We start from the raw sequence: 15,195 nt of genomic DNA, 5'->3' as shown, positions 1-15,195 counted from the left end.
TATATACCTACAGCAGGGTATTTAAAACAGATTTACTTGAGTAAACAGATCAAATGATTTATATTTATCGTGTCAGGAGGTGTTCCTTTGAAATTATTGCTGCAGCACAGAAAAGAGTTACAGGAAACAGAGATAGAAATCAGATATCCAGACATGACAGAACGAATTACAAGGATGATTCAGCACATCAGGCAATATGATTTTATGCTGGAAGGTTTTAAAGAAGATAAAGCTTATCAGATTCCTTTGGATAAAGTTTGTTATATCGAAACAATAGACAGGAAAACATTTATCTATTCAGACCGGAATATTTATGAGACAAAAAAGACCATTCAGGTAATGGAGTCGGAGCTGAAGGAAACAACCATTGTCCGAATTTCTAAATCACAATTATTAAATATTACTGCTGTCAACAGTGTGAAATCCTATCCAAATCACAGAATTATGGTAGAACTTAATAACGGAGAGCATCTTCTCGTTTCAAGAAAATATATAACAGACTTAAAAGAAAAGATAAGGAGATAATATGATGCATAAGGTTTTGAAAACATATATCCCTGCGATTTCAATGTGCTTTATGGTCATTATATTGCTGGCAGGTATTATTAATTTAATTACTGAGGGAAGAAAAAATATCTTTATTGGGTTTGCCTTTGAAGTGGCGGGGTATTTAGTTCTTACCTGCATTTTAGATGAACTTATTGGGAGGGTTAATTTTAAGACGTATCTGGGACATTTTTTTGCAGAAGCAGCATTGCTGTATCCGGTTAACCTGTTCTTTGCAGTGTATTTTAAATGGATTGGCATCAATACAGGTTCAATCATACTATGCTCAATCGTATACTTTTTCGTTATGGCCGCAAACCATCTTTATTTTTACTATATGGAAAAAAGCAGTGCAGAAGAAATAAACCGATTATTGGAAGATTGGAGAGACAGAAATGTGTGATATATCTAAGTTTTCTGATTCAGCATCATATTATATGTATCATATTGCTTTAATACTTATGATAGCAGCAGAAGCTTTTATAGTTATCTATACACATCCAAAAGACCGGGGTACGGATAAAATAAATAGGCGGGATAAAGGAACCAAATGGCTGCTGATGATTAATTTTTATGCATGTATTTATCTGAGTTTCTTTATGGTTGGACAGAAAGGCTGGGACTCTGTTCTAAATACAAAATTGCCAGTGGTGGTCACCTATCCTGGAATTATTATAATGCTGGCTGGAATTATAATTCGTTTATGGGCGGTATTGACCTTAAAAAGATCGTTTACTTTATCGGTGCAGACTTCCAAAGAGCAGCATCTTATAACTACCGGGATCTACAAAAAAGTAAGAAATCCGGCGTATACAGGCAGTATCTGCAGTCTGGTTGGGACAGCGCTTGGACTTAGGGGTGCGATTGCATTGGCTATGGTATTGATATTTTCCTCAATATGTTATTCAGCCAGGATTTCCGTGGAAGAGGAGGTTTTAAGGAGCCATTTTGGAAACGAATTTACGGAATATGAAAAACGTACCTATCGGTTGATTCCTTATGTGTGGTAGTCATTTCCGGGTGCATCACCTAAGTTTGTTGAAATAGCTGTTTTAAAAAGTCAGCTTCCGTCTTTTAAGGACCTTCAGTTAATACGTTTGCTTATAATGCCAAAACACTCTGCTTAAATGAGCAAAGGGCTTTGGCATTTTTCCTTTTTCTAATTCCTGTCCGCTGGACATTGACATTTGTCTGCTGATTCTCTAAAATAACAAGCGGGAGAGGAGTTTTACATATGAATAATGTTTCATTGAGCGTAATACTGATCGTTTCTTCTGCGCTGATCGGTAATTTTGTTATTTATGGCCTGGCCAGAAGAAAAATTCCTGGTGTTTTCTATTTTTGTCTCTTAATGACTGCAATGATTTTTCACTGCGTAGGGTATGCATTTGAGCTGTTGTCGGATACAGTCGGAACCATGTATATCTGGACTCGTGTTGAATATATTGGTGCGTCATTTTATCCGTTTTTAATTATGATGTTTACCAGGGAATATACAGAAGAAAAAAAGATTGCCAATAGATTTGTGGTAACTCTTGTCCTGATGGTTAATGTCATTACATTAATTCTTGTTTATACTAATAATTATCATTTTCTATATTACTCATCCATAGGCGTGGATGATTCACCTGGATTTCCCATATTGGTACTGGAAAAGGGAATCTGGTATTATATTCAGGTGCTTGTTCTCTGTATTTCCATTTTATACAGCATAACGGTATTAATAATAAAACTGAAAAGATCCAGTGGCAGTTACAGGGATAAAGTGTTGTTTCTGTTAATAGGGGTAAGTGCACCTGTAATTACGATGATGCTTTATATGCTGGGTTTGGGTCCTGTTTATCTGGATCTGACTCCATTTTCCTATTTTATTATGAGCATTTCCATTACAATAGGTCTTTTCAGATATGATATGCTGGTTCTTAATCCAATTACCTATGAGATGATATTCCAAAGCATTAATGAAGCGGTTCTTGTAATAGACAGCAATGGGATGCTGTTAGGTTTTAATAATGTATCCAAAGAATTTTTTCCCTCTCTCTCAAAATTGAAAATCGGACAGTCTTATGAGTTAATTGAAGAGTTAAAAAATCATAACCTGGACTCGTTAGATCCGGTACATGAGATTTGCGGCAGGAAATACAGTTTTAAGGCAATTGCAATGAAAACTCACAGAGTCTGTATTTACGTTGCCAATGATATCACAGAATCAGAAAATGCAAAAAAACAGCTGGAGATTCTGGCGACCATTGATTCTCTGACCGGGCTTTACAACCGCAGATATTTTATGGAACAGGTGGAGAAGTCCTGTTTAGACGGTGTGTTCATAATCATGGACTTAGATCATTTTAAAGTGATCAATGATACCTTCGGACATTTTGAGGGAGACCGGGTTTTAAGTGATTTTGGAATATTGATTCAGCATACCTTTCCAGACCATATCTCCTGCCGTTACGGAGGGGAGGAGTTTGCCATATTTCTGGCAGAAACCAGTTTGGGTGAGGCTTATAAGCGGGTGGAGTCTTTAAGACAGAAAAACAATATGGGAACACAGAGCTGCAAGGTCACATTTTCAGCTGGGATTTCTGAATATGTGTTTGGAACAGAGACAGTCTCTGAGGCACTGATACGGGCTGACCAAAAGCTTTATGAAGCAAAGGAGAGGGGAAGAGACAGAATCTGCTTTTAAATTTTTACGATTTTTAATCAGACAATATGCAGCAATTGAGGACAGGAAAAGAACGATCTGAAATCTTATAATAATATGTGACAGGAGGTGTGGATAATGGAATGGGTGAAACTTTTACAAACAGCGCTTGACTACATGGAGGCTCATCTTTTGGAGAAGATCAGCTATGAGGATGTTGCCAGAGAGGTTCATATGTCCAGCTATAATTTTCATAGAACCTTTAGCCTCATGGCAGGGATGACTGCCAGTGAGTACATAAGGAACCGCAGGCTGTCTCTGGCTGGCCAGGAGCTTCAGATGACGGATATAAAGGTGATTGATGCAGCCTATAAATACGGATATGAAACTCCGGAAAGCTTTGCAAAGGCATTTTCCAGATTTCACGGAGTAACTCCAAAAGCGGCAAAGTTAAGGGGAATCCGGCTTTCATTGTTCAATGCCCTGGTTATTAAAATCACATTGGAAGGTGGAAAAAACATGGATTACAGGATTGTGGATACGGGAAATATGAGATTTGCTGCAAAAGTGAAAGCATTTAAAAATGAGACAATAAACGACGGGGACAATCATGAGATACCTGATTTCTGGACGGCGTGCAGGAAGGAAAAGATTTTTGATGAACTTTATGCACTGGGGCAGGAAGGGAAAAGAGATATTTACGGGTTGTGCAGCCCTACCAGACAAAACGAAGGGACTTTTGACTACGGTATCGGAGTAATCCTAGATGCGGAAACACCGGTTGAGAAAGTGGAAGCGTTACTTAGTCGGGGATATCGGATCTGGGAGACCGGGCCTGCAACGTATGCGGTTTTCTCCTGTTTTGGTGAAGATGGAGGCTGCATCAGTGAGATGTGGGGCAGATTTTTTAAAGAATTTCTTCCACAATCTGGCTATGAACATACGGATGAAACGGATTTCGAAATTTATTTTGAGAAAAGTGATCCCGGATTATTCTGTGAACTCTGGATACCTGTAACAGTGCGCAGGAAAGTTTGACAAGAAGCTGCCCGGTGATCTGGATAAAACATGGTAGATATGCTATACTTCAAATAACTATTGGATCAATTTAACAATACTTGGAGGGGTAAAATGAGGTATCGAAAACTGGGTAAAACGGGGCTGATGGTCAGCGAGATCGGCCTTGGGGGCGAATGGCTGGAACGTAAAAATTATGATGAAGTAAAAGAAGTGGTAAGGCTTTGCAAAGAACAGGGAGTCAATATTTTAGACTGTTGGATGTCAGAGCCAAATGTGAGAACCAATCTGGGGGAAGCGATGAAAGACTGCAGAGACCAATGGATCATACAGGGACATTTAGGTGCTACCTGGCAGAATGGACAGTATGTCAGAACCCGTGATATGGAAAAGGTGAAGGAAGCATTTGAAGACCTGCTGACCCGTTTCCAGACGGATTACATGGATCTTGGAATGATACACTTTGTGGATGAGTCAGCTGAGTTTTACAAAATCATGAACGGAGAGTTTATTGATTATGTCAGGAGGCTGAAAGAAAGAGGAGTGATTCGCCATATCGGTATGAGCACTCACAATCCTGCTGTTGCAAAACTGGCTGCTTTAAGCGGAGAGATTGAGATGATTCTCTTCAGTTTAAATCCGGCATTTGATCTGCTTCCTCCAACTGAGGATATGACTGAATTGTTCCAAAAGAATTATCAGGAAGATTTAAATGGGATTGCTCCCGAGCGGGCTGAACTTTACAAGCTTTGTGATAGAGAAGGCGTTGGTATTACTGTAATGAAGGGATATGGCGGAGGCCGGCTGTTTTCTGCGGAAAATTCTCCTTTTGGAGTGGCTCTCACTCCGGTGCAGTGTATTCATTATGCCCTTACCCGTCCTGCAGTCGCTTCCATCATGGTGGGTTTAAGTACTCCAGATGAAGTAAAAGCGGCTCTTGCCTACGAGGCTGCCACAGAACAGGAAAAGGATTATGCCAGTGTTCTTGCCAGCGCCCCCCATCATGCCTATACCGGCCAGTGTACTTATTGTGGTCATTGCGCACCCTGCCCTGCCCACATCGATATTGCCATGGTAAATAAGCTTTATGATCTGGCTGCCATGCAGGAAGAAGTTCCAGGGACAGTACGTGCTCATTATGAAAATCTTTCATCCAATGCCTCTGACTGTATTGCCTGCAAGGCATGTGAAACACGGTGCCCATTTGAGGTGCCAATTGTCGAAAGAATGGAAAAAGCCAGGGCCTTACTGGGGTAAAGTTGGAGGAGGCAGATGAAATTAGGGGTATTTTCCGATATTCACAGTAATTATCATGGGTTTCATGCATGCTACGTGGAAGCAGTAAAAAGAGGGGTGAATCAGTTTCTGTTTCTGGGAGACTATGTCAGTGACTGTGCATACCCGGAAAAGACAATGGAGCTTTTGTACCATATCAGAGACCGGTATCCCTGTACTTTTATACGGGGGAACCGGGAGGACTATTTATTAAACCATAAAAACGGGGCAGAAGATGGCTGGGTTTCTCCATCTTCTGCTTCCGGAAGTCTTTTATATACCTACGATCATCTTACAAAAGCAGATCTGGAATTTTTTGAAAGTATGGATCTGTCAGGAAGAATGAAGACAGAAGGTTATTCTGATTTTTATTACTGCCATGGAACGTTAGAAAATACCAGGGGTGTGTTCCACCTGGGAAGTGAAAGCGCAAAGGAAGTGCTTAACCATTTGGATTCAGATCTTATTATCTGCGGACACACTCATAGGCAGGGAATCTTCCAATATAAAGGGAAGACTCACGTCAATACGGGGTCGGTAGGTGTTCCGTGGGACTATGGGGGAGATGCGCAGTTTTGTATTCTTCACGGAGATAAGGGAATATGGAAACCGGAGCTGGTTCAGTTGGATTACGATAAATCTCTGGCGGTAAGGGAACTATATGAAAGCCATTTAAATGAAAAGGCGAGGATCTGGACGAGGATTGTTGAGAAAACACTGATAACGGGAATTGATCAGTCAATGCTTTGCCTTACGACTGCACTTAAAAAATGGGAGAACGACGGAGGAAGTGGTATCTGGTCCATGCTTCCTGAAACCTATTGGGAAGATGCAGCAGCTGAATTGGGTTTATGAGTAGTATATAAAATAAAGGAGATATCTTTGGCAGCAGGTTAGCAGCGAAAGATATCTTCTTTATTTTAGCGTCTATTACATTTTAGGAGCTGAAAATACAAACAAAAGTATCCATGATATTGGCATTAGCAGATCCGGCAGAATAGTCCATGTATTATGTGGCGCATAGTTCTTTTTTTTAACAACTTCCCAGATATGGTTGATCCCAGCCAGCAGATATAAAGGAGATGCCAGCACGATTGCAGCCAACCAGAATTCCCGTTGATAAAAAATACAGAATAGTCCAGCCAGAGCAAATCCTGCTTCTGCAAATCCCAGTTCCTTCTGAAAGGGGCTTCCCTTGCCCCAGCCAATTGACTCAGCTACCATGTCAGACCGAAATACATGGCCCATAAAGCTGACAGCACCGGAAAGTGTAAGCGTAATTGTAAGCTGGTAAAACAACAGATTCTGGCAGAATGAAGAAAATGTGTGCATTGCCGGGTTTATAACTGCCGTAATAAATCCAACTAATAGTCCCAGAATCCAGATAACTAAAAAAATCATAATAGTACCTCCTGTTAATAATTTGAGCATTTACTCAAATTATACTCCCTGATCATAATAAGTCAATTAAATTTGAATAATTGCTCAATATTTATTGACAAACAGATCATGGTTCTATATATTCAACATGGGGAGGCGTTAATATGAAATCGAATCAGGCAACGCGGCAGCCAAAACAGACCCGCAGTATTAAGACAAAAGAAAAAATAAGAAATGTGGCTTATCAGCTTTTTTGTGAGAAAGGTTATTTTAAGACCACAACCAACGAAATTGCCAAAGTGGCGGAGGTCTCTATCGGAAGTCTTTATTTTTATTATCGGGATAAAGATATGATACTGGTAGAAATATTGGATCGTTATAATGAATCGTTTTTAAAAGTACATGAATCTATGAATGTTCAGTTAGAATCATACCGGGAAAATCCCCGGCTCTGGATTACGGGATTTATGGAAGAAATGATAAAAAGTCACAGAGCATCAAAAGAATTCAACAAAGAATTAAAAATCCTCAGTCATTCCATGTCAGAGGTGAGTGCAGTTATGGAAAAGCAGCAGGAGACAGTCCGCCAAATGACACTGGACTATTTAAAAGCCTTTTATGATATGCTGAGAGTAAAGGATTTAGAGGCGGCTTCCATTGTGGTGGTTAATATAATGAGCTCCTTAGTAGATCAGATTGTTTTTCAGGATAATCCAGTTGATGATTCCAGAATTATAAAGGAAGGCGTTGATGCCATTCATCAGTATCTGATTAAACAAGACAGTATTTGAGAACAGGGCGTTCCAAAAGGAGCGCCCTGATCGATTAAGAGAGAGCAGGATTCTGTAGGAATTCGTCCAGCAGAAGTTTCTCCACTCCCGCAAGCACTGCAATACCAATTCCGTGAGGATCGTTAAAGCGCCACCCCAGCTGGCGGTAATACGACCGGCTGTAAGAACAGTCAGATCCACGGCAGACACCATATAAGTCGCCCTTCCGGTTAATTACTGTTTCTTTCATACCAGTCCATGCCTTTGCTATGGAAGCAATGCACCGGTTTCGCAGAGTATCTGTTATAATACCAAGCCGAATACCTCTGGAAAAGGCGCAGATGAACATGGAGGTGGAAGATGCCTCCTCATAGGTAGTGGAATCATCAAGAATCTGATGCCACATACCTGTTTCATCCTGTACCTGCAATATGCCTTCTGCCATTTCAAGAAAGAAGGAAGTGACGGCATCGTAATCCGGATGTTCCTTTGGCAGGATAAGAAGAAGTTCGGAAAGGGAAAGAACTACCCAGCCGTTTCCTCTGCTCCATGGAATCCGGTTCATCTTACCGTAATTTAAATCAATGATATGGGACATCAGCATTTTATCCATCATGAAAAAGTACTGTTTAAAAAGCTTTGCCTGGCGGCACGCATCATCCAGATATGCAGAGTCTCCGCTGAGCTGATAGTACCGGCATAAGAAGGGGATACTCATATACATATCATCAATCCACATGGTATTGTTATTTCTGGAAAAAACCATGTCCTGTTCTCTTCTCTGATGGTTTCTCATAAAATCAGCAATTACATCAGCAAGTTTTTCAGCCTCTCTGGCAGGCCGGTATTTGTACGCTTCTAACAGAAAGGAACCAAAAGATCCACAGTCGTCCAGCTCGCTTAGCCAGCAAAGCTGTGTATTAACTCCAGGATAGCCAAAAACTGATTTGTCATATACGGAATAATCATAGACTGCAGCCGTCATACGGGCATATTCCAAAGCATATTCCTGCCAGTCAGTGCGGTTAAAATAACGGCTGGCAGTTAACAGACCATATAAGGTAACTCCACAGGGATAAGTCCATTTTCCGTATAATTCTTCTTCTGCAAACATTCTAACAAATGAATCCGGCAGATCAGCCTTCCAATAGCACGTACCGTTTATTCCGCCGTAAACCTTTTCCATAGACAAAAGGTCTGGGACAGGCGGAATATGATCACCAAACATACCGGTATAAAGCCATGAGCCTTCGTACCCTTTCACTTCTGCATTCAGAGGGATGGCACTGTCGTCAGTCTCCAGCTGAAGATCTACTCCAGTCTCTTCACCAGCCTTTTTTTCACACAATATAAGGACGTTATGTGAGCCTCCCTGAAGCATGATTTCTGATTCCCAGGTTCCGTTTTGCCACTCTCCCCTTAACTCACCGTCAATGAAAAGACTGGTCTGGGACTTGCTTTTACCTGCGACATGGACTGTCTTTGCTTTATCAAGAACAAATCCACTTTTTAAAACAGCGGTTCCCTGGCTCAAGGAGCCAAAGATCCGTGTGATTGGGCAGTCTGACTGCGCCTTATCATACTCATTGTGTGGAAACCAGGCAATATTATCATAGCAGCCGGAAAGTATGGACTTTAAACCATCCGTATTCCACTGAACCGGTTCGCTGTAAACAAAGCCTGCCTGCCCCTTTCGCTCTGGTATGGGTGAGAGAAAATGAGGTGGTTCCCATTGTGGCTTCGCATTCCGCAGAGTAAAGCCAAAGCCGATTTCTGTTTTTTCTGTCACCAGAACAAAATGGTTAAGACCTGCTAAAAGAGTAATGGAGAAAAAAGCAGAGGTCTTAAAACTCTCATCTCCAGGCTGGGATTGGTATACCTCTTCCCCGTTTACATAACATACAACGGGGCCCTGACAGCGAACCTCAAAGCGGGAAGGAGTCTTTTCGTGGCTGTAAAGGTCACCTGCACCATAGCAGATATCACCGATCTGCGCATTGGGAAATCGATTGTTAAAATCAAACAAATACCATCCCTTTGTGTCACATAAGATACCGGTTGTAAAATCCAGCCGGTACTGATAAGGTACCTGGGGATTTTCCCCGATGAAGCGGTTGGCAAGCAGTGCAATTACATCTTTGTCCCTGTCCCCATAAACTGCGTAAGCACTGTCTTCCTCATTAAAATATTTCATAGATGGTCTCCTTAAGTATTAATTTGAGAGTGATAGGAGCCAAAATGAATGGTTTTTTGTGAAAACCTACAGAAAAACACGTCCATTTATGGTATAATTGTAGCGAATGTATGGTTTTTCGTCAAGAAGATAAAACCCACTTCCCCAAACCCCAGGAAAATGATAGTATAAACATACCTATATACTATGAATGTACATGGCACTGCCAGAAAATTCATTTTTGCAGGTAAGGGGAAACATGTTAGAATAAACACATAAGGCACGGATATGCGTAGCCGTTTCAGGAGAAGGAGCAGAGGCATATGAGAGAACTGATTGATAAATTATATAAGAATCACAACCTGGAAAAAGAAGAGTTCATTTATTTAATAGAAAATTTTGATAAAGATACCAGTGAATATCTTTTTTCCCTGGCGCAGACAACCAGCCAGGAACATTTTCAAAAGGAAGTTTACATCAGAGGATTGATCGAATTTACCAATTACTGTAAAAATGATTGTTATTACTGCGGAATCAGAAGGGGCAATAAAAACGTCAGCCGTTACCGACTGAGCAAAGAGGAGATTCTTTCCTGCTGTCAGAATGGCTATGAACTGGGTTTTCGGACCTTTGTTCTTCAGGGCGGAGAAGATCCGGCATTTACCGATGAAATTATGATTGATATGATAAAAGATATGAGAGAAGGATATCCGGATTGTGCCATTACCCTTTCCATTGGGGAAAAAAGCTACGATCAGTATCAGGCGTATTACGAAGCTGGAGCCAACCGATTCCTTTTGCGCCATGAAACTGCCAATGAAGAACATTATAAAAAGCTTCACCCGGAGTCCCTTTCTCTTGAAAACAGGAAGGAATGTTTAAGAAATTTAAAGAAAATCGGGTATCAGGTAGGAACCGGATTTATGGTGGGTTCTCCTTACCAGACCCCTGAGTGTCTGGCAGAGGATCTTGCTTTTATAAAAGAATTATCTCCTCAGATGGTTGGAATCGGCCCGTTTATCCCACATAAGGAAACTCCGTTTAAGGATTTTCCAGCTGGCAGCATGGATTTAACCCTGTTTCTCATTGGAATGCTCAGGCTCATGCTTCCCAATGCTTTAATTCCGGCTACAACTGCGTTAGGAACCATAGATCCCAAGGGAAGAGAGAAAGGAATTTTATCCGGCTCCAATGTTTTAATGCCTAATTTATCTCCCATTGGTGTAAGAAAAAAGTATGAGCTATATGATAATAAAATCTGTACGGGAGAAGAAGCGGCAGAGTGTAATGTCTGTCTGAGAAACCGTGTTTCTTCTATTGGTTACAACGTGGTAGAAAAAAGAGGAGACTTTGTAGAATTTTAACAAACTTTTAACTGGAAGAGCTGATTTTCTGGACTTATATCACCATAGCGTTGGGATGTTTTGATACATTGATGGGTATTTACAGGATATATTCGGAAAATAAATCGATGTAAGCATTTAATAAGAGAAAATAGTCAAAAAATTAACAAATTAATGTTGTTGCTTAACAGGAGTGAAATCTATATAATAGGTGTCGGTGAAAAGGCATTAAAACAAACCGCAAAAACTATAAAATCACCTACTGGAATGAGGAGAGCAACAATGAAGAAAAAGCTTTTTTGGATAGCAATAGGCCAGTTTATCTCTGCATGTGCATATTGCCAGATTCTAAATGCCAACAATTTAGTCGCTACCGGACTTGGGGGACTGGCAACGGTATTTAACCGTCTGACTGGTGCCGATGTACAGCTGCTTTTGATTATTATGGCATTGCCCATATTCGTCTGGGCATTTTTCAGCTATAGTAAGGAACAGATTTTTTATGCTGGATTCAGTTACTTTATGTTTACTTTTTATGTGGGTATCGTTAACCGGTTTCTGCCGCAGTTTCTCACAGATCCTATCGCTGCAGCCATTAGCGGCGGTGTTGTAGGTGGAATCGCAGGCGGTATTATTATGAAACAGAGGGTTGCCAACGGACCAGAATCCATTGTGGCATTGTATCTGAAAGAAAAAAAGGGTTTATCAATCGGATCCTATTATTTAATTATTAATACCGTAGTTATTTTCTCTTCGATTATCTACGGAGATATGACGATGATTGTTTATTCCCTCATCTGTACCTTTGTGCAGAGCGTGGTAACGGATAAGCTGATCATCGGATTTGAGAAATATTATAATGTTAGTATTATGTCAGATCAGTATTTGGAGATTACACAGTTTATCCGCAATGATTTAAACAGGGGGGCCACCTTTATTCAGGGTATGGATACCTCCAATGTAAAAAAGAAGATGCTGATTCAGGCAGTAGTAAATCAGCAGGAGTTAATTGCAATCAGAGAATTTGTAAAGTCCTTTCATGATGACAGCTTTATCTGTGCAAGCATAAGCAACAACATCATAGGCAGGGGATTTGATGTAGAATAAATTAAATAAAGGGCTGCCGGCAGTTTTTTCATTCCATTGGTTGATTTGGATTAAAAAATTGCCGGCAGCTCTCTTTTTAAGTAGACAGCAGTTCAATAACGAATGCCGTAGTCTGGGGAGGTATGCTTGCGGTCTGAAAATTAGCATGCTTGATGCGAACCATTTTCCCAGGTTTAAGATCATCAAGAGTCAGTGGATTCCCATTCTCATCTATAATTTCTGTAGCACTGGTAATAACAAAACGCATCTGATCTGTTTCATCATTGGGATTCCCGGTATAGACAAAGTTGTTGTTTGAATCAACCAACAGAATCCGGTCTGTTGTTATACTGTAGGATAAGGCATTTACCATGGCAATCACCCGGTAGGCGTTTGACTGGGGGGGAATGCTTCTTGTCATCATAGTGGAAAAAGTTGCATTGACATAGGTTCCTTTTGTAATGCTGCATAAACTTATGTTATCTCCGAACTGATTAATGAGGATTGTTTCCCAGCCAATATTTAATTGAAGTAATTCAATGTTTATCATATCGTTTTCACCAGGATCAGCATAAGAGATAAGGAGATATCCCGTCCTGCTGTTGGAAGTATACATCTCCTCCACAAGTGCGTTCTGTACCTCCATAATACTTCCGCTCATTGTAATCATTCCTCTTGCGTCCTCGTTTTCTCCGATCATAAAGACTCCCTTGACAATAAGTTTCTATTTCATTATATGCGTACAGTAATATTTATTTCATTAAAAAAAGAAGACATTACCATTTTGAAAATGGAAAAAAGATTCATTCAGTTAAAAGTTGATTTATGTTAATATGTAATTATGCATAAAAAAACAATAATCGACACGGATAAATGATGAAAAACAAACAAAACAAATCTGGTTATGTAAAGTGATCTGGATAGAACAATACCGATAGTGATTGACAGGGGTGAAGAAATATGGACAGGCGAATGAAGCAGATCTTGGATATTTTATCAGACAGAGATTACTATGCGGCAGATATGCTTGCAGAAGAAATTCATGCGGGGACAAAAACGGTTCGTAATCTCTTAAAGGAGATTAATCAGGAAATAGAACCCCATGGGGCGGGTATTGTATCCAAATATGGAGTTGGTTACTTCCTTAATATTCAGGACAATGAAAAATATGAGGCTTACTGCCGCAAGGATCATGCACATGGATCGGAAGAATACTTACCCTCCACCTCAGAGGAGCGGATCCAATATTTGCTGGAGTACCTAATTAACAGCGGATCCTATGTAAAGTTGGAGAAATTAAGTGAAAGCCTGTACATTTCCAAACGGACACTGACGGAAGATTTGAAAGAAGTAGAACAGTTTTTAAAAAAATTTAATATTCGGGTTATACGCAAGCCTAATTATGGAATCTGCCTGGAAGGAAAAGAATTTGATACCAGACTTTGTATTGCATCCTTTTCTGGTAAGAGATTTCATAAGGGAAATGAAAGCATGGATGAGATTGCCGCCATTGTCTCACAAGTTTTGAAGGAAAAAGATTTTATGATTACCGGGGCGGCGTACCAGAATCTGGTAGTCCACCTTTACATCGCCATCAGCAGAATTATGGAATGCCACTATGTCCCCATGCCGGAAGGACTTCTGGATAATCCCAAGGAGCGGTACGAATATCAGATAGCCCAGGCGGTGGTCAGACAGCTGGAAGAGAGATTTCATATCAGTTTCCCGGAAAATGAAATTGTCTACATCGCCATTCATCTGGCGGGTAAAAAAATGTTTTTAGAGGAAGAAAATGCAGAAGAAAATGTGATTATTACCCAGGAAATCAGTGATCTGGTAACTGCCATGCTGGAGCGGGTTTATGATTTGTTTAAGTTCGACTTTCGCAGTGATTTAGAACTGAGAATGATCTTAAGCCAGCATTTAGTCCCATTAAGTGTCCGCATACGGTTTGATATGGACATGAAAAATCCAATGCTGCGGGATGTAAAGGAAAAATTCTGTCTGTCCTATACCATGGCGTGCAACGCGGTCACAGTGCTGAATGAACACTTTAAAGTATCTCTGTCAGAGGATGAGGTGGCATACTTTGCATTTGCTTTTGCGCTTGCTCTGGAACGCAGGAAAACCGAAATCAAAAAAAAGAATGTCATTCTAGTCTGCTCTTCCGGCAGAGGAAGTGCCCAGCTTTTACAGTATAAGTATAAGAATTCGTTCAAAGATTATATCGATGAGATCATTGCCTGTGACGTGGGAAGTTTATACAAAATGGATTTTTCCAGATATGACTACATCTTTACAACTGTCCCCATCACCGTTTCGGTTCCCCTGCCTATTCTGGAGGTGGAATATTTTCTGGGCGATGAAGACATTGTAAATGTAAAGAAAGTTCTTTGTGATCAGAAGACTTCCTCAGTTCGGAATTACTATGAACGGGATTTATTTCTGCCTCATTTAAAGTTTAAAACAAAATCAGAGGTACTGCGCTTTATGTGCCAGTTTGTGATTGAAAAGAAGAATCTGCCCCTAGAATTTTATGAGTCGGTGCTGCAGCGGGAGCGGATGGCTAAAACAGCCTTCGGCAATCAGGTGGCAATGCCTCATGCCTATAAAGCCATGAGCAGTGAGACCTTTGTCTGCGTGGGAATTTTAGACGAACCAGTGGGGTGGGGAGATCAGAAAATCCGGGCCATTTTCCTGGTGTGTATTGCAGATAAGGATCATACCAGTGTGGAACTTCAGCACTTTTATCAGCTGACTGCGTCTTTTCTGTTAAGCCAGAAGCAGATTCAGGAATTGGTGAAGAAGCAGGATTATGATGCTTTTATTAAGGCTATGACTCAGATGGAACAGGCTCATCCTATGTAAGCGAAGTAAATATAAATAACGGATAATATAAATAAAGTGCACGGAAATGTTAGTTTCTTCATATTCATTTTCCTCCTAATTAAAAAGATA

At 40.5% G+C, this 15,195-nt stretch carries 14 protein-coding genes; 11 read left to right on the top strand and 3 right to left on the bottom strand.

Annotated elements, in window-relative coordinates; genetic code table 11:
- The first annotated feature begins 87 nt into the window (after positions 1-87).
- The 7 genes from ABS301_RS08470 (at position 88) to ABS301_RS08440 (ending at position 6,340) form a co-directional block, all read left to right on the top strand.
- On the top strand, positions 88-525 hold the full coding sequence (locus ABS301_RS08470; RefSeq protein WP_349671806.1) for a LytTR family DNA-binding domain-containing protein: 438 nt from the start codon (positions 88-90) through the stop codon (positions 523-525).
- A 1-nt stretch (position 526) separates the two neighbouring features.
- Positions 527-949 (top strand): hypothetical protein, encoded by a 423-nt coding sequence (locus tag ABS301_RS08465; protein ID WP_349671805.1) that lies wholly within the window; start codon positions 527-529, stop codon positions 947-949.
- Entirely contained in the window at positions 942-1,556 is a 615-nt protein-coding gene (locus ABS301_RS08460) for a methyltransferase family protein (RefSeq protein WP_349671804.1), read from the top strand. The genes ABS301_RS08465 and ABS301_RS08460 overlap by 8 nt, the downstream gene beginning before the upstream one ends.
- A gap of 224 nt (positions 1,557-1,780) precedes the next feature.
- Positions 1,781-3,235 (top strand): histidine kinase N-terminal 7TM domain-containing diguanylate cyclase, encoded by a 1,455-nt coding sequence (locus ABS301_RS08455; RefSeq protein WP_349671803.1) that lies wholly within the window; start codon positions 1,781-1,783, stop codon positions 3,233-3,235.
- Positions 3,236-3,331: 96 nt separating this feature from the next.
- Entirely contained in the window at positions 3,332-4,231 is a 900-nt protein-coding gene (locus tag ABS301_RS08450) for an AraC family transcriptional regulator (RefSeq protein WP_349671802.1), read from the top strand.
- Positions 4,232-4,324: 93 nt separating this feature from the next.
- Positions 4,325-5,467: an aldo/keto reductase gene (locus tag ABS301_RS08445; protein ID WP_349671801.1), complete on the top strand. Its 1,143-nt coding sequence runs from the start codon at positions 4,325-4,327 to the stop codon at positions 5,465-5,467.
- 15 nt (positions 5,468-5,482) lie between these two features.
- On the top strand, positions 5,483-6,340 hold the full coding sequence (locus tag ABS301_RS08440) for a metallophosphoesterase family protein (protein WP_349671800.1): 858 nt from the start codon (positions 5,483-5,485) through the stop codon (positions 6,338-6,340).
- A 75-nt stretch (positions 6,341-6,415) separates the two neighbouring features.
- On the opposite strand, the gene ABS301_RS08435 is transcribed toward ABS301_RS08440, so the two are convergent.
- Positions 6,416-6,886, bottom strand: a complete 471-nt coding sequence (locus tag ABS301_RS08435) for a DUF6790 family protein (protein ID WP_349671799.1) — start codon at positions 6,884-6,886, stop codon at positions 6,416-6,418.
- A gap of 143 nt (positions 6,887-7,029) precedes the next feature.
- Here ABS301_RS08435 and ABS301_RS08430 point away from each other — a divergent pair, with 143 nt between their 5' ends.
- Positions 7,030-7,656, top strand: coding sequence for a TetR/AcrR family transcriptional regulator (locus tag ABS301_RS08430; protein ID WP_349671798.1), 627 nt, complete (start codon positions 7,030-7,032; stop codon positions 7,654-7,656).
- Positions 7,657-7,690: 34 nt separating this feature from the next.
- On the opposite strand, the gene ABS301_RS08425 is transcribed toward ABS301_RS08430, so the two are convergent.
- Positions 7,691-9,829 (bottom strand): glycoside hydrolase family 88/105 protein, encoded by a 2,139-nt coding sequence (locus ABS301_RS08425; RefSeq protein ID WP_349671797.1) that lies wholly within the window; start codon positions 9,827-9,829, stop codon positions 7,691-7,693.
- A 302-nt stretch (positions 9,830-10,131) separates the two neighbouring features.
- Between ABS301_RS08425 and hydE the strand changes: the two genes are divergently transcribed.
- Positions 10,132-11,172 (top strand): [FeFe] hydrogenase H-cluster radical SAM maturase HydE, encoded by a 1,041-nt coding sequence (hydE, locus tag ABS301_RS08420; protein WP_349671796.1) that lies wholly within the window; start codon positions 10,132-10,134, stop codon positions 11,170-11,172.
- A 261-nt stretch (positions 11,173-11,433) separates the two neighbouring features.
- Complete coding sequence (locus ABS301_RS08415; RefSeq protein ID WP_349671795.1) at positions 11,434-12,258, top strand: YitT family protein; 825 nt, start codon at positions 11,434-11,436, stop codon at positions 12,256-12,258.
- 76 nt (positions 12,259-12,334) lie between these two features.
- Here ABS301_RS08415 and ABS301_RS08410 read toward each other — a convergent pair whose 3' ends face one another.
- On the bottom strand, positions 12,335-12,937 hold the full coding sequence (locus ABS301_RS08410; RefSeq protein WP_349671794.1) for a hypothetical protein: 603 nt from the start codon (positions 12,935-12,937) through the stop codon (positions 12,335-12,337).
- Positions 12,938-13,197: 260 nt separating this feature from the next.
- Between ABS301_RS08410 and ABS301_RS08405 the strand changes: the two genes are divergently transcribed.
- Entirely contained in the window at positions 13,198-15,105 is a 1,908-nt protein-coding gene (locus ABS301_RS08405; protein WP_349671793.1) for a BglG family transcription antiterminator, read from the top strand.
- Positions 15,106-15,195 lie beyond the last annotated feature (90 nt).

The sequence above is a fragment of the Lacrimispora sp. genome (assembly GCF_031982545.1).
In the GTDB taxonomy this organism is placed as follows: Bacteria; Bacillota; Clostridia; order Lachnospirales; family Lachnospiraceae; genus Lacrimispora.
This window is presented reverse-complemented; position numbering and strand designations above follow the sequence as displayed.

Coding starts and splice junctions, on each gene's coding strand:
- ABS301_RS08465 (WP_349671805.1), top strand. CDS start 527: ATGATGCATAAGGTTTTGAAAACATATATCCCTGCGATTTCAATGTGC.
- ABS301_RS08460 (WP_349671804.1), top strand. CDS start 942: ATGTGTGATATATCTAAGTTTTCTGATTCAGCATCATATTATATGTAT.
- ABS301_RS08455 (WP_349671803.1), top strand. CDS start 1,781: ATGAATAATGTTTCATTGAGCGTAATACTGATCGTTTCTTCTGCGCTG.
- ABS301_RS08450 (WP_349671802.1), top strand. CDS start 3,332: ATGGAATGGGTGAAACTTTTACAAACAGCGCTTGACTACATGGAGGCT.
- ABS301_RS08445 (WP_349671801.1), top strand. CDS start 4,325: ATGAGGTATCGAAAACTGGGTAAAACGGGGCTGATGGTCAGCGAGATC.
- ABS301_RS08440 (WP_349671800.1), top strand. CDS start 5,483: ATGAAATTAGGGGTATTTTCCGATATTCACAGTAATTATCATGGGTTT.
- ABS301_RS08435 (WP_349671799.1), bottom strand. CDS start 6,886: ATGATTTTTTTAGTTATCTGGATTCTGGGACTATTAGTTGGATTTATT.
- ABS301_RS08430 (WP_349671798.1), top strand. CDS start 7,030: ATGAAATCGAATCAGGCAACGCGGCAGCCAAAACAGACCCGCAGTATT.
- ABS301_RS08425 (WP_349671797.1), bottom strand. CDS start 9,829: ATGAAATATTTTAATGAGGAAGACAGTGCTTACGCAGTTTATGGGGAC.
- hydE (WP_349671796.1), top strand. CDS start 10,132: ATGAGAGAACTGATTGATAAATTATATAAGAATCACAACCTGGAAAAA.
- ABS301_RS08415 (WP_349671795.1), top strand. CDS start 11,434: ATGAAGAAAAAGCTTTTTTGGATAGCAATAGGCCAGTTTATCTCTGCA.
- ABS301_RS08410 (WP_349671794.1), bottom strand. CDS start 12,937: ATGATCGGAGAAAACGAGGACGCAAGAGGAATGATTACAATGAGCGGA.
- ABS301_RS08405 (WP_349671793.1), top strand. CDS start 13,198: ATGGACAGGCGAATGAAGCAGATCTTGGATATTTTATCAGACAGAGAT.